Origin of the sequence: Enterococcus sp. DIV0682, assembly GCF_051712685.1 — a bacterium.
Lineage (GTDB): Bacteria > Bacillota > Bacilli > Lactobacillales > Enterococcaceae > Enterococcus > Enterococcus faecalis.
In genome coordinates this window covers 2,513,253-2,532,604 of sequence record NZ_JBIOPK010000001.1, presented here as the reverse complement: position 1 = coordinate 2,532,604, position 19,352 = coordinate 2,513,253, and the positions used below count along the sequence as shown (strand labels likewise).

At 37.6% G+C, this 19,352-nt stretch carries 24 protein-coding genes; 19 read left to right on the top strand and 5 right to left on the bottom strand.

The window, feature by feature from the left end; translation table 11 throughout:
* The first annotated feature begins 167 nt into the window (after positions 1-167).
* The 3 genes from IGK96_RS12275 (at position 168) to IGK96_RS12265 (ending at position 1,567) form a co-directional block, all read left to right on the top strand.
* Positions 168-737 carry a TetR/AcrR family transcriptional regulator gene (locus IGK96_RS12275; protein ID WP_002354991.1) on the top strand — a complete coding sequence of 190 codons (570 nt, stop codon included), beginning with the start codon at positions 168-170 and terminating at the stop codon, positions 735-737.
* A gap of 40 nt (positions 738-777) precedes the next feature.
* Positions 778-1,248, top strand: coding sequence for a low molecular weight protein-tyrosine-phosphatase (locus IGK96_RS12270; RefSeq protein WP_002378799.1), 471 nt, complete (start codon positions 778-780; stop codon positions 1,246-1,248).
* A gap of 88 nt (positions 1,249-1,336) precedes the next feature.
* Positions 1,337-1,567, top strand: coding sequence for a hypothetical protein (locus IGK96_RS12265; RefSeq protein WP_002385239.1), 231 nt, complete (start codon positions 1,337-1,339; stop codon positions 1,565-1,567).
* A gap of 47 nt (positions 1,568-1,614) precedes the next feature.
* Here the strand turns inward: IGK96_RS12265 and IGK96_RS12260 are convergent, their stop codons facing one another.
* Positions 1,615-2,349 (bottom strand): class A sortase, encoded by a 735-nt coding sequence (locus IGK96_RS12260; protein WP_002354994.1) that lies wholly within the window; start codon positions 2,347-2,349, stop codon positions 1,615-1,617.
* Between the two features lie 233 nt (positions 2,350-2,582).
* Here IGK96_RS12260 and IGK96_RS12255 point away from each other — a divergent pair, with 233 nt between their 5' ends.
* The 3 genes from IGK96_RS12255 to thiT all read left to right on the top strand — a co-directional run bounded on the left by IGK96_RS12255 (position 2,583) and on the right by thiT (position 4,836).
* A complete protein-coding gene (locus IGK96_RS12255) occupies positions 2,583-3,368 on the top strand; it encodes a hypothetical protein (protein ID WP_002354996.1) in 786 nt (261 codons plus the stop codon).
* Positions 3,369-3,444: 76 nt separating this feature from the next.
* The gene (locus tag IGK96_RS12250) at positions 3,445-4,098 is read left to right on the top strand and encodes a PepSY domain-containing protein (RefSeq protein ID WP_161975146.1); all 654 of its coding nucleotides are present in this window, start codon (positions 3,445-3,447) and stop codon (positions 4,096-4,098) included.
* 162 nt (positions 4,099-4,260) lie between these two features.
* Complete coding sequence (gene thiT, locus IGK96_RS12245; protein ID WP_085443304.1) at positions 4,261-4,836, top strand: energy-coupled thiamine transporter ThiT; 576 nt, start codon at positions 4,261-4,263, stop codon at positions 4,834-4,836.
* Between the two features lie 119 nt (positions 4,837-4,955).
* Here thiT and IGK96_RS12240 read toward each other — a convergent pair whose 3' ends face one another.
* Positions 4,956-5,318, bottom strand: coding sequence for a hypothetical protein (locus IGK96_RS12240; RefSeq protein ID WP_002354999.1), 363 nt, complete (start codon positions 5,316-5,318; stop codon positions 4,956-4,958).
* A gap of 216 nt (positions 5,319-5,534) precedes the next feature.
* On the opposite strand from IGK96_RS12240, the gene IGK96_RS12235 reads away from it, so the two are divergent.
* Together IGK96_RS12235 and IGK96_RS12230 are read left to right on the top strand one after the other, a co-directional pair.
* Positions 5,535-6,311, top strand: coding sequence for a peptidase C39 family protein (locus IGK96_RS12235; RefSeq protein WP_002372856.1), 777 nt, complete (start codon positions 5,535-5,537; stop codon positions 6,309-6,311).
* Positions 6,312-6,387: 76 nt separating this feature from the next.
* On the top strand, positions 6,388-6,939 hold the full coding sequence (locus IGK96_RS12230) for a DNA-3-methyladenine glycosylase I (protein ID WP_002378947.1): 552 nt from the start codon (positions 6,388-6,390) through the stop codon (positions 6,937-6,939).
* Between the two features lie 68 nt (positions 6,940-7,007).
* Here IGK96_RS12230 and IGK96_RS12225 read toward each other — a convergent pair whose 3' ends face one another.
* Positions 7,008-7,760 (bottom strand): MurR/RpiR family transcriptional regulator, encoded by a 753-nt coding sequence (locus IGK96_RS12225; RefSeq protein ID WP_002365331.1) that lies wholly within the window; start codon positions 7,758-7,760, stop codon positions 7,008-7,010.
* A 143-nt stretch (positions 7,761-7,903) separates the two neighbouring features.
* Here IGK96_RS12225 and IGK96_RS12220 point away from each other — a divergent pair, with 143 nt between their 5' ends.
* From IGK96_RS12220 to IGK96_RS12190, 7 genes are all read left to right on the top strand, one after another.
* Positions 7,904-8,719, top strand: coding sequence for a carbohydrate deacetylase (locus IGK96_RS12220; protein ID WP_016617012.1), 816 nt, complete (start codon positions 7,904-7,906; stop codon positions 8,717-8,719).
* An 86-nt stretch (positions 8,720-8,805) separates the two neighbouring features.
* Positions 8,806-9,900 carry an acyltransferase family protein gene (locus IGK96_RS12215; protein ID WP_085443303.1) on the top strand — a complete coding sequence of 365 codons (1,095 nt, stop codon included), beginning with the start codon at positions 8,806-8,808 and terminating at the stop codon, positions 9,898-9,900.
* 146 nt (positions 9,901-10,046) lie between these two features.
* Positions 10,047-10,484 carry a PTS sugar transporter subunit IIA gene (locus IGK96_RS12210; protein ID WP_002372860.1) on the top strand — a complete coding sequence of 146 codons (438 nt, stop codon included), beginning with the start codon at positions 10,047-10,049 and terminating at the stop codon, positions 10,482-10,484.
* 26 nt (positions 10,485-10,510) lie between these two features.
* Positions 10,511-10,987 carry a PTS N-acetylgalactosamine transporter subunit IIB gene (gene agaV, locus IGK96_RS12205; protein WP_002355007.1) on the top strand — a complete coding sequence of 159 codons (477 nt, stop codon included), beginning with the start codon at positions 10,511-10,513 and terminating at the stop codon, positions 10,985-10,987.
* A gap of 45 nt (positions 10,988-11,032) precedes the next feature.
* Positions 11,033-12,184, top strand: coding sequence for an N-acetylglucosamine-6-phosphate deacetylase (gene nagA / locus IGK96_RS12200; RefSeq protein ID WP_002386286.1), 1,152 nt, complete (start codon positions 11,033-11,035; stop codon positions 12,182-12,184).
* A gap of 24 nt (positions 12,185-12,208) precedes the next feature.
* Positions 12,209-12,982, top strand: a complete 774-nt coding sequence (gene agaW, locus IGK96_RS12195; protein WP_085443302.1) for a PTS N-acetylgalactosamine transporter subunit IIC — start codon at positions 12,209-12,211, stop codon at positions 12,980-12,982.
* Positions 12,954-13,790 carry a PTS system mannose/fructose/sorbose family transporter subunit IID gene (locus IGK96_RS12190; protein ID WP_002396861.1) on the top strand — a complete coding sequence of 279 codons (837 nt, stop codon included), beginning with the start codon at positions 12,954-12,956 and terminating at the stop codon, positions 13,788-13,790. The genes agaW and IGK96_RS12190 overlap by 29 nt, the downstream gene beginning before the upstream one ends.
* Positions 13,791-13,856: 66 nt before the next feature.
* On the opposite strand, the gene IGK96_RS12185 is transcribed toward IGK96_RS12190, so the two are convergent.
* Both IGK96_RS12185 and IGK96_RS12180 read right to left on the bottom strand, forming a co-directional pair.
* Complete coding sequence (locus IGK96_RS12185) at positions 13,857-15,512, bottom strand: peptide ABC transporter substrate-binding protein (RefSeq protein WP_002355011.1); 1,656 nt, start codon at positions 15,510-15,512, stop codon at positions 13,857-13,859.
* Positions 15,513-15,830: 318 nt separating this feature from the next.
* A complete protein-coding gene (locus IGK96_RS12180; protein WP_002355012.1) occupies positions 15,831-16,172 on the bottom strand; it encodes a PepSY domain-containing protein in 342 nt (113 codons plus the stop codon).
* 306 nt (positions 16,173-16,478) lie between these two features.
* Here IGK96_RS12180 and pepA point away from each other — a divergent pair, with 306 nt between their 5' ends.
* From pepA to ytpR, 4 genes are all read left to right on the top strand, one after another.
* Complete coding sequence (gene pepA, locus IGK96_RS12175; RefSeq protein ID WP_002355013.1) at positions 16,479-17,555, top strand: glutamyl aminopeptidase; 1,077 nt, start codon at positions 16,479-16,481, stop codon at positions 17,553-17,555.
* 11 nt (positions 17,556-17,566) lie between these two features.
* A complete protein-coding gene (locus IGK96_RS12170; RefSeq protein WP_002355015.1) occupies positions 17,567-17,881 on the top strand; it encodes a thioredoxin family protein in 315 nt (104 codons plus the stop codon).
* Between the two features lie 147 nt (positions 17,882-18,028).
* Entirely contained in the window at positions 18,029-18,484 is a 456-nt protein-coding gene (locus IGK96_RS12165) for a universal stress protein (protein WP_002385249.1), read from the top strand.
* A gap of 210 nt (positions 18,485-18,694) precedes the next feature.
* Positions 18,695-19,315, top strand: a complete 621-nt coding sequence (gene ytpR, locus IGK96_RS12160) for a YtpR family tRNA-binding protein (protein WP_002361057.1) — start codon at positions 18,695-18,697, stop codon at positions 19,313-19,315.
* Positions 19,316-19,352: the final 37 nt, after the last annotated feature.

Genomic DNA, 19,352 nt, shown 5'->3' with positions numbered 1-19,352 from the left:
ATTAATAATTGATAACAAGGAGTGGTAACTAACAAAAATCGTTAGTTGCCGCTTTTTTTATTCATTTAATTTTAAATATATGCATAAAATGTATCTGAAAATATTGTAATCTGGCCGTTTTTTTGCAATTATAGAGGTATATACATATTAGGAGCGGAGGAATCAGCATGAGCGGAACGCACGATACAAAACAAGCAATCGCTTCAGCTTTAATAGAATTATGTGAACAAAAGGATTTTCGTAAAATAAGTGTCCAAGATATTACCAAAAAAGTGGGCTTGAATCGCCAAACATTTTATTATCACTTTACAGATAAATATGATTTATTACGTTGGATTTATCGTCACGATGCATTGATTTACTTAGAAACAGATATTTGTTTGGAAAACTGGGAGGAACAAGCCCTGAAGTTATTAAAAGCGATTAAAGAGAAGAGCCATTTCTACTATACAACGGTGACCTCAGATTCAGAAGTTCTTCTTAATGTTTTTTCCGCTTCGACCAATCGCTTATTTATATCATTATTTGAACAAGTCGATGTTGAGAATCATTTAACAGATAAAGACAAACAATTTTATGCGAATTTCTTTTCCTATGGATGTAGTGGCGTCTTAACGAAATGGATTCTTGAGGAATATCCTCAGACTCCTTTGGAAATGGCGACGCAATTATTCCGTTTAGCGAAAGATACAGAATTTATGGCTTATCATTTGTATGAACAAGAAGCCAATGAGTAATGTGTGAAGGATAAAAAGTTTTATGAAGGAGTGAAACGTTGTGGTAACTGTGTTATTTGTTTGTTTAGGCAATATTTGTCGCTCGCCAATGGCAGAAGCGATTTTTCGTCAGAAAGTCCAACAAGCTGGTTTAGAATCGACTATTCAAGTGTTTTCAGCAGCTACTAGCCACTGGGAAGTTGGCAGTCAGCCACATAAGGGAACCAGAAAAATTTTGGAACAACAAGGAATTTCCTATCAAGGAATGCGGGCAACACAAATCCAGCCAAGTGATTTTAAAAAATATGACTATATCATTGGGATGGATGCGAATAATGTGGCAGATTTAAAAGCATTAGCTCCTCAAGAAGAGCAACGGCGGATTCATTTATTTATGGAAGTTGTGGCTGGTAAAGAAACCATGGACGTACCTGATCCTTATTATACTGGTGATTTTGAGGAAACTTACCGCTTAGTGGAAGCAGGTACCTCAGAATGGTTGAAAAAAATAAAAGCACAGCTGAAAGATTAGGACTATAGTCCGATAGTACTTTCTGTTTCCCCTTGGTACAATAGTGTTAACAAATTGTTCAGGGAAAAAGAGACAGGAGGGAAGTAAGATGAACAGTAGTTATTTATCCTATGTTTTTGAATTGAGTTTGTATTATTTATTGTTGATAATGAGTCTGCCGCTAGTGTATGCTGTCACGTATCATTTATCTTTTAGTAGTATGTATACAAGTGAATGGTTAATGATCTCTGTTTTCTTATCTCCGTTAGTTTTATTATTTGCAGGTATCCGTTATGGTTTTGCTCGTTTGAAACAGCAAGAACGCCAAGTGATGAAATAAAGCAAAAAATCCTTGAAAAGTGTCAAAACTTTTCAAGGATTTTTTTATTAAGCCACCCAATCGGCTAAAGTTTTTTGCTCCAATTGGAAAGCCTTCAACATATCGTCGTTGGCGTCTTTAATAGGCGTCGTTGCTGCTAATGTTCCTTGAACAGCAATTCGCGTCGTTGCTTGTAAATCGCCACAGGTAATTAAGGTAATCATATTTTGACCAGGAACGTCATCAATTAACTCAACACGGGTTGGTTCGATTTTTTCTACAGAAGTTATTTTGTATGTATAAACAGTAGATAAATCAGTGATATAAATGAGTTCGTCTTTTTTGGTTCTTTCTAAAGGTGAAAATAAGGAAACGCCATCTTCCGTTCGATGACTAGCCAAGGCATAATTGTTTTTCCCCATGACTTGATCTTCTTTCATGGTCCCGGCACCAGTTAATAAAGCGACATTGGACAATCCTTTAAAAATGGGCAAATTAATTTCGACACTTGGTATCGCAATGGCACCAATCACAGGTAAGTTTTTGTTTTCAAATTGGGCTTTCATCACCGCTTCTGTGCTCAAGGACTCAACTGAATCAAAGTCAAACGTTGTTTCACGAGCCATATTTTTCTTCACATCGGCTGGTTTCAACTTGCTAACGGCGTACGAGCGGCTATTTTGTTGAACCACCCAACTACGTATCTGATTGTTAAAAATTAAGGCTAAGCCAATGATAAATAGTAAAACTAATAAACTGTTGATTAACCAATTTTTTCCTCTTTTTTTCTCTTTTGGGCGCATATTCTCCCTCCTTTTAATGTATCAAGTTTACCACAATTTATTTGAAAAACCTATTTATTTTCTTCGGGGAATAGGTAAGCAGACCGGACCTTGATTTAATAAAAAACAACTGAATCGATTGATTTTTCAAAAAAATCCTCATTTTGTAATGGAATTTTAAAGTAAAAGAAACAAGCTTTTCTTTTGAAAATATTGTAAAATGGTAAGGAGGCTAGTAGAGGGGAGATGGGAATTTGCTTGATTTAATTTATGTACATATAGATGTAACCAGCAATGCGGTTTTATCTAAAGGAATTACCCATTCCGATTTTGTTCGTTCAATTGTGCATCATCCACAGAACTTACTATTATTAGATCCTTCTGCCGAAGCTGGCGAATACGATATGCATTCAGGTTTGAAAATTATTCGTGGAGAAGAAAGCGTCAATCGCTATTTTCAATCGCTACAACGTCGTTGGATGACTGAAGAAATTAAATGGATTGACTTTTCCGATGTGACGATGCTAAAAGAGCTAACGCCATTAGAAATTTCGGAACTTCTTTATTTTGGACACATGAAGAATAGTTTGCATTCGCCTTTCTTTTATAAGCTACAAAATGATTTTGTCTTTTTTGAATTTGCAGATCAGATGACGCGTGTCTATTATCGTTATATTGATGAATTTTATCGAATCTTTGCTGATAAAATTACACGTGTTGTTTTAGAGAAAGTCAACCAGAAAAAGGCCTTCTTTAAACGAAATACGCCTGTCGAAAAATTAAGTCCTGAATTACTTAAAAATATGAAAGGTATCTTGCAAGAAGGTGTTATTTTTTGCTTCCAACAAACAGAAGTGGATAAAGAAGAATATCGGATTCCTATTTACTTGGTGGAAGATTCACTTAGCAAGATGAAAAATACGTCATACCAAAAAGAAGAAATTTTGGCAACGCTTGTCTATAATAGTGAAAAACGCATTTGGCACATTGAACAAGAGAATGATTTCGGTGAAATTTTTATGTTAGCCCATGAAGGCTGAGAGAGCTCTAACTTTATCAACTAAAGTAGGGCTCTTTTTGTAGCTATGATTTGAATGAGAAATCAAGTATAATAAAATGATAAAAAGGAAAGAAGGTTGTTTAATGAAAAAAATACTCTATGGCGCTCTGACTGGTTTTGCCCTCTTTTTGGTAGCTGGCTGTACACCCAAAACGCCTACTGCTGTTTCATCAACAAATGAACAAAAAGAAACAGCAATATCAACTAGTGAAATAAGTTCATCCGTACAACAAGAAGCAACGACGACATCAGAGAAGACAAGCGCGGTAGCTGTCTCTTTAGAAAAAGTAACGACAGCATTTGAGAAAAAATATCCAGAAGCTAAAATAACAAGTCTGCAGTTAGATACAGATTTTGGCCGTTATTTTTATGAAATAGAAGGCGTGGATCAGCAAAAAGAATATCAAGTTGAAGTGAACGCAGAGACAGGCGAATTCACAAAAGAAAAAGTCGAAACCTTGGATGCCGATGAACAAAATGGCGTTAAAATGCAAGAAGAGGCACTTGATTTAACAAAGATCATTTCCAGAGAACAAGCCACAACCTTGGCTGAAAAAGAAGCGAAAGTCGGCCAGGCAACAGATTGGAAGTTAGAGAAAGAATTAGGAATCACCTATTGGGAAGTGAAAGTGAAAGAAGGGCAACAAAAAATAGAGGTAAAAATCGATGCTCATTCTGGTAAAATTTTGACAACTGAGCGGGACGATTAATGGATAAACAGTAGCTGGCATGCGTTTGAGTAGGAGCTGATTCCCTTAAACGTTGGTCCAGCTATTTTTTGCTTGTTCGACAAACGTGTTTTTCTAAAGTCCCTATGGTAAAATAACGATGTATTAGTGGTTGAGAGCGTCAGAACATAGGAGGAAATTTGTTTGGCTAGAAAAATGGATTTACGTATTTGGGTAGAAGGAACAGTCGTCGCAGCAATGGCAATGGCCCTCTCTTTTTTACCGATTGAATTTGCCAATAGTGGCTTGGACCTATCGTTGGGAATGGTCCCATTAGTTCTTTATTCGTTTCGTCGTGGGTTGCTTCCTGGAGTTGCAGCAGGCTTTGTTTGGGGCATGTTAAATATTATTCTCGGTACAGCCATGAAAAATTTCTTGTCCGTTCCGCAGATTATTTTTGAATATCCCTTTGCTTTTGCGTTTGGAGGAATGGGTGGCGTATTCGCTAGAAAAATTCAACTGTATTTTCAAGCGAATCCTTTAAAATCAGCCATTCGTACGATTATTTTAGGAAGTGTTGTCGCAGTCTTCGCCCGCTGGTTTTGGCATTTTTGGGCGGGTGTATTGGTTTGGGGCATGTATGCACCAGAAGGGATGAGCCCATATCTCTATTCCTTTGTTCTAAACGGTACAAGTACTGTCGTCAATTGTTTGTATGTAAGTCTAGTTCTAGGCTTATTGGCAAAAGTAGCACCGCAATTATTTGTTCCTAAGAAATAAGTTGAGTCCTAAGTCAGAAGTTTCATGGGATTTTGACTAAAGTCATAAATAAAAGAAACCACCAACCTGCAATCGCCAGGGTTGGTGGTTTCCATTTATTTTATAAAGACTTCAATATTCTAGTGAATTTGACGTTGGTGACGATTGGCTAACGTGCTGACTTTCATGACAGAAGCAACAGGAATCATGCGCAACTGTTGTTCATCCGTTTGTAAACGAACAACGATATTGTCCGAAATATTTTTTGAGACAATCCAGCCGATCACCGTTTCGAATTTATGCGCTGTAGGGACTTCTTTCAATTGTAAGACCACTAAGGATTTTTGGGCGGCAGCGACTTGGAGCTCTTGTAAAAGCGCACTGCGTTCCTTTTCTTTATTCTTTTGATCTTGAGAATCTTCTAAAAATGCCGAAAAGAAATGTTGGGAAGAGAGCGTAATCAGTTTAGAAATGCTCTTGATGGTAGCTTTATGTTGATCCATTCTTCTGCCTCCTTTACGAATAAAATAGAATAAAACTCAAATGACTAATTACCTGTATTTTACCTAATTTTGTGATAAAATTCAAGAAAATATGTTCGCCTTCAATAATTATGAGAATTTACCAACGTTTCTGTTTTTCGAAAAAGAAAGTAGTATAATGTGTGAGCATATAAGAAATACATAAGATTATCGGATGTAGTCAATAGATAGAAAAGGATGAATAGTATGTCAAAAAAACCATCAGGTTACCAAAAAAAAGTTCTCACGGTGTTGTTGGTATCGTTTGGCTTTGGCGGATTGTTAGCGCAGTTTTCGCCGATGAAATCAGGTGGGTTTTCAAGTTGGTTTGATGATTCATATGTTAAAGCTAGTGCTGAATCAAGTAAAACAAAAGAACCAGCACCAGTTAAAATTGAGAAAAAAGTCAAACCTTTAAGCTATGGACAACAGGTCAATCAAGAAATTGAAAAGAAGCAATATGATGGACATCTGGATTTGCCGTTAGAATTGCAGACAGATGCTAAATGGAAAGACACCGCGTACGGATTTGGCAATGTAGATAAGCCGAATACAATCGAAATTAATGGCTGTGCGATTGTGTCGCTTGCAATGGTTGGTTCATACATGGATCACCAAGAAGTTACCCCTCTGGATGTGTTAGCTTGGGCAAAAAATGACTTCTTTATGGAAGGACAAGGGACGGCGTGGTCTATTTTTAGTGCATATGCTGAAATGAAAGGCTATAACTGTCAAGAAATTGGGGATATTGAAACAGTGGCAGCTTTCTTGAAGGAAGGTCATCCAGTCATTATTTCTGTAAAACCGGGCTATTTCACTACAACTGGTCACATTATGGTGATGAGTGGTGTGGATGAAAAAGGCGATTTCTGGATTAATGATCCAAACGATTCAGAAGAAAAGGGCCATTCAAAACGGACATTTACAGCCGAAGAAGTGATGAATGAAGCGTTAAACTTCTGGGCATTTTATTAGGAATAAGAAAAGGTGTGGAACAACAGGCAGTACCCTTTGTTCGCATCTTTTTTAGCAAATAAAAGGAGGCAGGACAATGGAGCGATGTACTTGGGCAACGAATACAACTGAAGAGATGCAAGCCTATCATGATGATGAATGGGGACGTCCAGTTCATGAAGAGCAACAGTTATTTGAGTTATTGACCTTAGAAAGTATGCAAGCGGGCTTAAGCTGGGCGATTATTTTGAATAAACGAGAAACGCTTAGAGCAGCTTATGATGCGTTTGATTATCGGAAAATTGCGCGATATGATGAGGAAAAAATTTTAGCTTTACTAGCAAATCCTGGTGTGATTCGTCATCGTTTAAAAATTCAAGCGACCATCACGAATGCGCAAGTTTTTCAAGAAGTTCAGGCAGAATTTGGCTCCTTTGATCGCTACCTCTGGAACTTTGTCGATCAGCAACCAATCGTTAATCACTGGCAGCACCCAGAAGAGGTTCCAGCCTCCACGGAATTATCGCAACAGATTAGTCGAGCGTTAAAAAAACGAGGATTTAAATTTTTAGGTGCCACGACAGTCTATTCCTTTTTACAGGCGGCGGGATTGGTGAATGATCATTTAGAAACGTGTCAGTATAAATAAGTATAGAAGAATTAAAAAGGAAGGAACTAGCAAAACGAATGGCTAGTTCCTTCCTTTTTTTGCAGTGATTATGGACACTCATTTAACATCGTTGAAACAGTTTTCGCCAACTTTTCTATTAAGAATAGTGCAGGTAGTTGGGACGTTACGTCTGCAATGGAACTTTTCTCGGTTGTTATATAGTAGGGGATCGTGACTGTTGAAAGTTGAGCAATCGTGCTTTTTTCACTATTTGTAATAGCAATTACATCAATCCCCATTTCGATAAAATAATCAATATTTTGCCGAACTTTTTGTGTTTCACCCGAAACTGATAAGGCGATAACACCCACTTTTTTAGCCGTTTCTTCGGATAATTTGCTAACGGGATGGGAAAAAAGGTGGGATACAGAAGCAGATAAATTATAGATACTGGAAAAATAAATTTCACCAAATTCAGCTAGGACTTTGGACGTTCCTTCGCCAATAAAAAGAACAAATTCTTTTTTTGCCAGCAATTCCGCAGCTTGAACAATCCGTCCTTCTAATAATTCTTCTGATGAGCGTTGCAAAAAATGAATCAGCATTGTTTCATCTAAAGATTTTGGTTGGGCTGTTTTTTTTCGTTCGCTTAGATAATTCTTCAATTTAAATTTAAAATCTGTATAGCCTTCACACTCGAATTTTTGACAAAAACGCCAGATTGCCGTTTTACTGAAATGAATTTCATCTGCTAATTCTCGAATTGTCATATAAGGAACTTTTTCAATATTGTGGCTAATATACTTGTAAATCTCTAATTCTGTTGGATTTAATTGTGGATCGTAGGTTAAAAACAGCATGCTGATCCCTCCTGTCATTTGTGAACATAATGTCCTTTTTTAGGGACATGGTCTTATTTGTAGATTATAGCACTCAATCAGAAAACTAGCTATAAAAAAAGGCGTCACTTAGCTACAATCAATAGAGAAACAACTAAAAATTCATGAAACAGAAGAGAGAGTGGGGAAAAATGAGCAATAAAAAATTAATTATCAACGCTGATGATTTTGGTTACACGCCAGCGGTAACGCAAGGAATCATTGAAGCACACAAACGTGGTGTGGTTACTTCAACAACCGCATTACCAACTTCTCCTTATTTTTTAGAGGCCATGGAGAGTGCTCGAATCAGTGCGCCGACTTTAGCTATCGGTGTCCATTTAACATTGACATTGAACCAAGCAAAACCTATTTTACCTCGAGAAATGGTTCCTTCCTTAGTAGATGAAGCTGGTTATTTTTGGCATCAATCGATTTTTGAAGAAAAAGTCAATTTAGAAGAGGTTTATAACGAATGGGATGCTCAAATTATTTCATTTATGAAAAGTGGCAGACGCCCTGATCATATTGATTCTCATCATAACGTTCACGGAAAAAATAAAAAGTTATTAGGCGTAGCTTTGGCACTTGCTCGCAAATATCAATTACCTTTACGTAACGCTTCAAGAAGTATTGAAACAAAAGACTATTTAGAGTTATATCAGGATGTTCGCACGCCAGATGAAATGTTGTACCAATTTTATGACAAGGCGATTTCAACTGAAACCATCTTGCAATTGCTTGATATGGTTGTTTGTAGTGAAGGAGAGGTCTTTGAAATCAATTGTCATCCTGCGTTTATCGATACTATTTTACAAAAGCAATCAGGGTATTGTATGCCTCGAATTCGTGAAGTGGAAATATTAACGTCTCAAGAAGTCAAAGAAGCGATTGAAGAACGCGGCATCTTGTTAGCCAATTATGAATCGCTAGCAATGTAAATCAAAGAAGCGTGAATAGCGTGTGAGTAAGTTCTTAATCTGAGCGCTTACTTACACGCTAAATTATTGAAAGAAAGAGGACGTACATGAGTAAAGAACAACCAATAAATCTGAATATCAGCGATTTTTTTAAAGTTTTCGCTGTAGCATCAGTTATTTTACAAACGGTTTTATCATACGTGTTGATACATTCTCCGCAAACGGAAGCAATGAATTCAATCGGTAGTTTTTACCGAATGTCTAAATATTCGGCACCCATGTTTATTTTTGCAATTATTTACAACATGGTGTTAAAGAGTCAAGCTGAATCGTATCTTGAATTTTTAAAGGAAAAATTTTATGAATTGGTGCTTCCTTATGTGGTCTGGTCCAGTCTCTATCTATATGCTTTTCCTAGTTTACAACAACGAATGCCCTATGAAACGCCCCTAGGATTTCTAGGAAAAGTTCTCAGTGGTGATGGCGCGGCACATCTATGGTATGCCGTAATGATGTTGCAATTCCAATTATTTATGCCGTATTTTATTTGGTTGGCAACAAGAATTACAAAAAACAAAAAAGTGATTTTACCAATTGTCTTTTTTACAATCGGTGCGCATATCCTTTGGTGCTTCTGGTACCAGAAAATGATTTTTCCATATGCAGAAACTTCTCTTTGGTACTTAATAGATCGTTCAGGGATTAGTTATCTCATTTATGGTATTTTCGGGGTCATCGCAGCGAAGTATCAGGGGGGAATTTTTACTTTCTTGAAAAAGACGAGAGCGGCCCTATTTCTGTTGTTTCTTTTTATTTTTTGGCAGGCAGTCCAAGGGAATTTATTTGATGGAACACAGATGACACCGAACGATCTACCTTATTTGGATCTTCTTCAAAGTGCCTATAGTTTACTGATTATCGGGTTGGTTTTTTATTTGGGAACGCAAGGAATAGCCAAAAAGATTCGTCTTTTACCAATGGTTAAATGGATAGCCACTTATGCGTATCGCAGTTATTTAGCGAATGTTTTTATTTTTCAAGTGGTCTTGAAACTGGTCCATCCGTTTTTAACCAATCAACCAGTCAGCTTGGTTATTCTTGTGTTGTATATGGGTACATTTGTTGGCTCGTTTGGACTCACGGTTGTAATCGAGTATTTTTTCAAAAGCATCTTTAAGTTGGGACGCCTTGTATCTATATAGGGACATGTTCTTAAATAGAAATCATCGTCCAAAATCATGGGAAAGCATACTCAATTGTCACAAGAATTGTTACACTCTTTGAGGAATAAGTTCTGCTTATCCAATTAAATAGTAAGCTCAGTAAATAGTTAGGGGAGAAAGAATAAATGATAGGTCTTATTTTAACGGGACATGGGGTATTTTCAACTGGAATGCATCAATCAGTTAGTATGATTGCAGGAGAGCAAGCAAATGTTCAGGCGGTCCCTTTTTTCAATGATACAGGGCTTGATGTATTAGAGTCAAACATTCGTAAAGCCGTTGACTCTATGCTGGAGACGTGTCCAGCAGTGGTCATTTTAACTGATCTTTTAGGGGGTACACCGTTTAGAATTTCAATGACTGTCGCAAGTAATTATCAAAATGTTGAAGTGTTAGCAGGAACAAATTTACCGATGGTTCTTGAAGGGCTTGCATTACGCACAATCAGCACGAACGTAGAAGATTTTGTTTCAATGGTCACAGATTCAGCCAGAGACGGGATTGTTCATAAAAAACTAGAACAACCACAAGCAACTACTCAAGAAGAAGCAGACGGAATCTAACCAATTAGAAAAGAGGAGGAAGCACTATGCCGAATATTTTATTAACAAGAATTGATAATCGCTTGATTCATGGTCAAGTCGCAACACAATGGAACGGTTCTTTAGGCGCCAACTTAATTTTAGTCGCAAATGATGCAATTTCTGAGGATACAATGCGCCAACAATTGTTAAACATGGCGGCCCCTGCAGAAGTACAAACCCGTTTTTTCTCCATTAAGAAAACGATTGAGGTCATTCATAAAGCCTCAGAAAGACAAAAGATTTTTCTGTTAGTTGATAATCCTGTTGATGCATTGCGCTTGGTAGAAGGTGGTGTGCCAATCGAAAAATTAAACATTGGTAATATGCATATGGAAGAAGGCAAAAAACAAGTAGCTACCGCTGTTGCCGTTAATAAAACAGATGTAGACGCCTTTAAAAAGCTACAAGAATTAGGTGTTAAACTTTCGATTCAACGTGTACCGTCAACGCCAGAAGAAAGTTTAGATGCATTATTTTCATAAAAAAGTAATGTTGGACAATAATTTTGAAGAGAAGAAGTGGGAAGAATGATTATTCAAAGTAAAAACGTATGGATTAACGAACAATTTCAACCAGCTCAAGTGGAAGTGTCAGAACAACGAATTGTTGCAATTCTACCGTACAATGAAAAAGCTGTCGACAAAGAATATGGAGAAAAGCGCATTCTTCCAGGATTTATTGATATTCATGATCATGGTTGGCATGGTGGGGATGCCAATCATGCCAATCATGAATTTATCAAAGAGTGGCAAGCTTACCTTCCAGAAGAAGGGATTACAGCTTTTTTACCAACAACGTCAACCACATTTCCAAAAGACTTGGAACATTCATTTGAAGTGATTGGTTCATTTATTGAGGAAGACCAAGGAACCAACGGGGCACAAATCTTAGGGATTCATGCGGAAGGCCCAATGATTTCTGAAGAATTTCGTGGCTCTCATAATCCAGAGTTATTAGTAAAACCATCCGTTGAGACATTTAAAAAATGGCAAGAGTTAGCAAAAGGGCACATAAAATTAATGACGTTGGCACCAGAAAATGATGTAGAGAATGCCTTGACTACATATTGTCATGAACATGATGTAGTCATTTCAATTGGCCATACGGCTGCAACCTATGAACAAGCAATGGCAGCTGTCGAAGCAGGTGCAAAAAGTTTTACCCATACGTTTAATGGAATGGAAGATATCAGTCACCGGAAACCAACCGCAGTAGTTGCTGCTTTGGATAGTGAAGAAACGTTTGCTGAAATTATTGCTGATGGGGTACATGTTGATTATTCATTAGTACGTGTGTTAGCCAAACTAAAAGGCAAGGACTATTTAATTGCTGTGACAGATTCTATCTGGGCCAAAGGATGTCAACCAGGCGTTTATCCAAAACCAGAAAAAGGGATCGAAATGGTTATTGATGAACAAAATGTGGTTCGTTTAGCCAATGGCAAGTTAGCTGGAAGTACGAACCATTTAAATAATATGGTTCGCAACCTTGTTGAAAAAGCATTACTTCCAGAAGTGATTGCAATTAATTCAGTCACGAAAAATCCAGCTCGTTTGTTGAATGTGAACGAATCTATGGGAGAAATCAAACTAGGGCTTTTAGGTAATTTTACAATTATTGATGAGAAATACGAAGTGCTAGAAACCTTAGTAAATGGTGAAACAGTTTATAAAAAGTAGACGAAGTCTAATAGGAGGAAAAAAATGTTAGTACAGGCAATTTTGGTAGGAATTTGGGCTGGGATAGCAGGGGTTGATAAGCTTGTCTTACAGACACATATTCATCGTCCGATTGTTACAGGGCTGATTGTTGGTTTAGTATTGGGAGATGTCAACACAGGGTTAATCACTGGGGCAACGCTAGAGTTAGTTTGGATTGGTGCAGTAGCAATCGGCGGTGCGCAACCACCCAACGTAGTAATTGGGGGAGTTATTGGAACAGCGTTAGCAATTATCACAAAATCTGACCCGCAAGTAACCGTAGGGTTGGCTGTTCCTTTCGCAGTTGCAGCGCAAGCGTTAATTACCTTGTTATATACAGCGATGTCACCAATTATGCATAAATTTGATGCTTATGCAAAAAAAGCAGATACAAGAGGGATCGAAAGATTGTCTAGTTTTGTCCCAATCGTTTTATTCATTTGTTATTTTTTTGTAGTGTTTTTATGTATTTTCTTTGGTGCTGATAAAGCATCTAGTTTCATTTCTATTCTACCCGAATGGAGTATTCATGGCTTGAGCGTTGCAGGTGGTATGATGCCAGCAGTAGGTTTTGCCATGTTATTAAAAACGATGTGGGAAACATCCTACGTACCGTTCTTTATTTTTGGTTTTGTTATGGCTGCCTATTTAGGATTAGATACATTAGCGGTTGCAGGTTTAGCTGTCGCAATTGCTTTATATGAATTTTACGCACAAAGAAATAATACAGTCACTGCATCAAATAATAATGGAGGGTTTGAAGAAGATGGCATCTGAAGAAACATATAATGATACGATATCCGAAAAAGTAATAACAAAAAAAGAGTTAAAAAAAATAATGTTCCGTTCGTATCTGCTACAATCTTCATTTAATTATGAAAGAATGCAAGCAGGCGGCTGGACCTACTCATTAATTCCAGGATTGAAAAAGATCCATCGTGATAAAGAAGATTTAGCTCTTTCTTTGGAAAATCATTTACAATTTATGAACACGAATCCACAATTGGTGACGTTCATGCATGGTGTGATTATTGCAATGGAAGAGTCAAAAGAATCACCAAAATCCATTCAAGCGATTAAAACAGCGTTGATGGGCCCGTTAGGCGGAATTGGGGATGCGCTATTTTATTTAACCGTTTTGCCGATTGCAGCAGCGATTGGTTCACAACTATCATTAGAAGGCAATATCTTAGGACCAATTGTTTTCTTGTTGTTATTTAATATTCCGTATATGGCTGCCAAAATTGGGTTAATTAATCTAGGTTATAAAATGGGTGTCAAAGCAATTTCAGTTTTAAGCGAAAGTACCAAAAAATTATCTCGTTCAGCAACAATTGTAGGAATTTCCGTGGTGGGTGCGTTGATTCCGAAGAGTGTACAATTAACGACAACTTTTGTTTTTCGCTTGAAAGATACTAAGTTAGACCTTCAAACACAATTGTTTGATACAATCATGCCCAATTTATTACCGTTAGTGTTTACGCTGTTTTGTTTTATTATGTTGAAAAAAGGACGCACGCCGATTGCTTTAATTATTTTTACTGTGATTTTTGGGTTGTTAGGTTCTTTAATCGGGATTATATAAAAAAGATTTGGAACAATAGCCAAAATCGCTATTGTTCCAAATCTTTTTCTAAATTTAATCGAGTGATTATTCTTTATACGCCCACTTGAAGTCGTATTTAGCACCTGTTGGATGATAAATAATTTCTTTCACGTTTGGTGCACGTAAGTGTGATTCTGCTTTTTGGTAAATTGGCACAACACCCATATCAGCAATTACTGTTTTTTCAGCGTTGATTAGATCTTCCCAGCGTTTTTCAGGGTCGTTAACATCTGTGGTTTTGGACGCAGCAATGAATTTATCGTATTCAGGATTGCTGTAACGTCCACGGTTATTAGAAGTTGAGCTTTCTAATAAATCTAAGAAGTTAATTGGGTCTGAATAGTCGGCACTCCAACCACGAACAGCGATTTGGAAATCCCCTTTTAAGGTACGATCTAAGCGAACAGCCATAGGGACAGGCGTCACAGTTACTTTTAAGCCTTCCAAAGTATCAGACAGTGATCCTTGAAGATATTCGCCCATTTTTTTAGCGCCTTCAGAGTCGTCTACCATTAAATCAACCGTTAAGTTGGAAACACCAAGTTCTTGTTTCGCTTTGTTCCAGTATTCCACAGCTTTTTTCTTGTCGTATTTGACTAATTTGTCGCTACCAGCTTCTTTAACAAAGTCTTCACCCGTTTTTGGTGATTTCGCGACATCCACAGGGACGAAGCCTTGTGAAGGAAGAGAGCCATTGGCTAAAATGTTTTTAGCTAATGAATCGCGATCGATGGCATAAGACATAGCACGACGTAAGTTTGCGTTGGTCAATGGTGATTTTTCATCTGCTTGATTCATTTCTAAATAGAAAGAAGAAGCGGCTTTTAATTGGACCAAGTCAGGCGAGTTTTGCATTTGTTGGGCCAGTTCGCCAGATAAATACGTATCATCCACTTCACCAGTTTCATAAAGATTTAAGGCAGTTGGGGCTTCTTTCACCACGTTGATAGCGACTTTATCTAACTTGACAGTCTCTTTGTCCCAATATTCTTCATTTTTAGTTAGAGACCATTTAGTATCTGTTCCGGGACCATCAAACTCAGTTAGCGTAAACGGACCATTGTAGACTGCTTTATCGCTACTCTTTGTATAATCTTTACCAAAACGTTCAACGATATCTTGACGTTGCGGCAAGAAAGAAGGGAAAGCCAATAAATCGTCAAAATATGGTGTTGCTGTTTCTAAAGTGATTTCCAATTCATGATCATTGATTGCTTTAATGCCCAATTCTTCTTTAGGTAGTTCCCCTTTAGAAATTTTTTCAGCATTTTTTACTGGTTCAAACATGTAGGCATATTCTGAAGCAGTGGCAGGGTCCACTGTTCGTTGCCAACCGTAAACGTAATCTGCAGCAGTAACTGGTTTGCCATCAGACCATTTTGATTCTTCACGTAATTTAACTTTGTAAACTAAACCGTCTTCTGAAACAGTCGCTTTTTCGGCTGCACCAGCAGGCGCGGGTTTGTTGTCTTTATCTAAACGATAGATTCCTTCGTAGACATTATTTAAAGTGGTAAAACTCACTTCATCTGTCGCAAGGGACGGATCGGCACTAGGCATTTCTTGGGATTCAACCATTGTGTATACTTGGTTGTCGCTGCCGCCGTTGCTTGCTCCTTTATCGTCACTGCCACCGCCGCAGGCCGCTAAAGCTAAGCTTGATAATACAAGTAATGAAGTAAATAAAACAGATTTCTTCATTTGACACGCTCCTTTTCATTTTTAGCAATACTCTCAGTATAATGTAAAAATGAAAAGGAGAAATTAAAAAATCGTTAGAAATGATTATTCTTTTATCAATTTTTAAAAAATGTCTAATCTTTTTTATGAAAAAAGTGGACAAACGTTGATAAGTAAAGATTTGAGGTGATTTCCATACAGAAAACATTCGATTTTTGAGTATTTATTCATCATTGATTTGATTTTTTTGACATAAAATAAACATCCCTTTTACAAAAAACAAATGAGAAGAAAAAAAGATTGTTACAAAAGCAAATAAGTGCTTTTGTAACAATCTTTTTAATCTTTTAATCGTTGGATGTCAATGACAGTTCCTGTGTAGGCATCTGCAGTAAATTCGTATTGAACAATGCCGTCGTCTTCAATGCGGCAAATTCCTCCAGTATACGTTTTGGAGTGGATGGCGAATTTCCGCAAGGGCTTTTTCTCAAACTCAATCCACGAACCTTCAATCGGTCCTTCTTTTAAAAAAGCAGCTTTTACATTTTCTAAGACGAGATCAGCGGAGATTGTTTTTTTCTTATGGTAGAACAAGGTTGAGGCAATGCCGCCTACTAAACCAAGACCAACGCCTAGCGCTAAGCCGCCTTTAAAGTATGTCAACTCATTTTCTTCGTTCATTTGTATGACCTCCCTTGGTCGGTTTCTGCTTACTATTACTTTTGTCAGTATCACTCTTATTTTACCATAGAGAAGGGGCCGCTGAGAAATAAAAAAAGTTTTTCAATCATTCTTTTAGGGCATTCTCATTGTCACGTTTAAAAAGAGAAAGCGATGTGCATTTTCTAGTATTTGCGTTATAATAAGAGTGAAATCATATGAAAGGAGTACCTATTTTTATCGACAGGATAAAGTGACTTTTTAGAGAAAAAGTGACGCTTGGTTGGCGTAATTTCCAACAAATCAAAAGCAATAGGACATACATCTATGGAAGAAAAAACATTTCAACGAATCAAGGAATTAACTGAATTACAAGGAACCAGCGGATTTGAAGACGACATTCGCGCGTACATGAAAGAACATATCACCCCGTTAGTGGACGATGTTCAATATGATGGTTTAGGTGGTATTTTTGGGATTAAACGTTCAAAAGTGGAAGCAGCGCCACGCGTAATGGTAGCAGCTCACATGGACGAAGTTGGCTTCATGTTAACTCAAATTAACGATAATGGTTTATTCCAAGTGGTTCCTTTAGGTGGCTGGAATCCCTATGTTGTTTCAGCACAACGTTTTACGTTAAAAACAAGTAAAGGGAACTATCCATGTATTTCTTCATCTATTCCGCCACACTTGTTGCGTGGTACGAGTGGTCAAAAACAATTAGAAGTCTCTGATGTGTTATTTGATGCAGGATTCTCTTCAAAAGAAGAAGCTGAAAGCTTTGGTGTTCGTCCAGGGGATTCCATTGTTCCACAAACAGAAACGATTAAAACAGCCAATGGCAAAAATATTATCAGTAAATCATGGGATAACCGCTATGGTTGTACGTTGGTATTAGATGCATTGGAAACGTTACAAAATGAAGAATTAGGCCACACATTAATTGCTGGAGCAAACGTACAAGAAGAAGTTGGTTTACGTGGTTCTAAACCATCTGTTCATAAATTTAATCCAGATATCTTCTTTGCGGTGGATTGTTCAGCGGCAGATGATATTCACACGAAAAAAGGGACATATGGTCATTTAGGTGAAGGAACGTTATTACGGATTTTCGACCCAGGTTTGATCACATTGCCTCGCTTACGTGAATATTTATTAGATACAGCTGCGACACACAATATTCCGTATCAATATTTTGTTTCTAAAGGCGGAACGGATGCTGGGGCAGCGCACACAACTAATAACGGTGTACCAAGTACAGTCATCGGCGTTTGTGGTCGTTACATCCATACGCATCAAACAATGTTTAGTATTGCGGATTATGAAGCAGCGCGGGAAATGTTGTTACAAGCATTACGTGGCTTGGATAAATCAACAGTTAATACAATTGTTTACGGAAAGTAGAGGATGTTTAAATGATTTATCCCAATTCATTAGAAGAACTAGCCACTTATGTTGAAAAAGGTAAAAATGTTTTCTTCTTTACTGCTGATTGGTGCGGAGACTGTCGTTTCATTAAACCAGTCATGCCTGAAATTGAAGAAGCATTTCCAGCGTTTCAATTTATCGAAGTCGACCGTGATCAGTTTATTGACGTGGCTGCCGAGTGGAATATTTTTGGTATTCCGAGTTTTGTCGTAATTGAAAACGGTCAAGAGTTAGGACGCTTAGTAAATAAAGATCGAAAAACAAAAGAAGAAATCAGTGCATTTTTAACTAGCTTAGGCTAATTTTCATGAACCAGAGGAACCATTAAATTAAGAGAGAATCAGCTGGACAAAAGGGCGTTCTGCGCAAGGGTCCTAAATTCATTTTTGACTCTAGTTTCTTAGTCAAAGAAGCCTTTTAGATCAGCCTCCATCGGGAAGGTGACGAAAATGGAAGAACAAATGTATAAAAATATTCTTGTCGGCGTAGACGGTAGTGATCAAGCCAATTTAGCTTATGAACGTGCAATTGAGGTTGCTCGTCGAAACGGAAGCCGAGTCATTGTTGCAAATATTTTAGAAAATCAAGTGTATACAATGATGGGGTATTCGACGTTAAATGATCAATTAATTGATCAAGAAACAGCCGCTGCGGAAGAATTAATGGCCGATTGTAAAAAGTATGCTGAAAGTGTTGATTTTCATAATGTTGAAACAGTTACCATGTTCGGTTCACCCAAAGAAGTCATGAGTCATGAATTACCTGAAAAATACAATGTTGATTTAATTATGGTGGGACAATCAGGATTAAACGCAGTCGAACGTGTGGTCATGGGAAGCGTCAGTAGCTACATTATTCGTCAAGCCCCTTGCGATGTCTTAATTGTTCACTCTGAAGAAAAATAAGCAAAAAGAGTTATTGATTGAATAGAGAGTTGACCTAACGTTTCTTTTGTTTTTTCAAAGGATCAGCGGCTTGTCACTCAAAATTGAGGACTTGGAGAATAAGTCGTAGCGACATATTTTCCAAGTCTTTTAGTTTTTCGACAAAAAAGTATGCACAATGGGTCAATTTTTGATAAGATAAGACAGGAAAATGACAGAGGAGGAACAAAAATGATTTTTGCATATAACAAAGAACACGTTGGCGATGTCTTACTTGTCATCGTTGCGGACGATCAAGGTGCGGAAAACCAAGTAAAACGTGTCGGCGATGTGGCACGTGTAAGTTTAGTTGAGGCGCCAGAAACAGTGGTAGCTTGGAATATTTTCAATGCTTCAGCGCTTCTAGGTGACATTAATGGCACCGGCCAAGTGACTTTAACAGACGAACAAATTGAAAAAGTCAATACAGCGATTAAAGATGCGGGATTTTCAGAAACCCTTGAAAAAGACGACACCCCTAAAATTGTGGTCGGCTTTGTCAAATCATGTAAAAAACACCCAGATTCAGATCATCTATCTATCACACAAACAGAAGTAGACAACGGCGAAATCTTACAAATTGTTTGTGGCGCACCGAACATCAAAGCAGGACAAAAAGTAGTTGTTGCCAAGCCAGGCGCAATGATGCCTGATGGTTTAATGATTTGGCCAGGGGTTTTACGTGGGGAAGAAAGTTTTGGAATGATTTGTTCAGCAAAAGAATTACGTTTACCAAATGCACCAGCTAAAAAAGGAATCTTAGAATTGCCTTTTGATGCAGAAGTTGGTTCTGCATTTGCGGTAGGAGAATAAAAGAAAGAAACGACCTGTTGTTTGAACAACAGGTCGT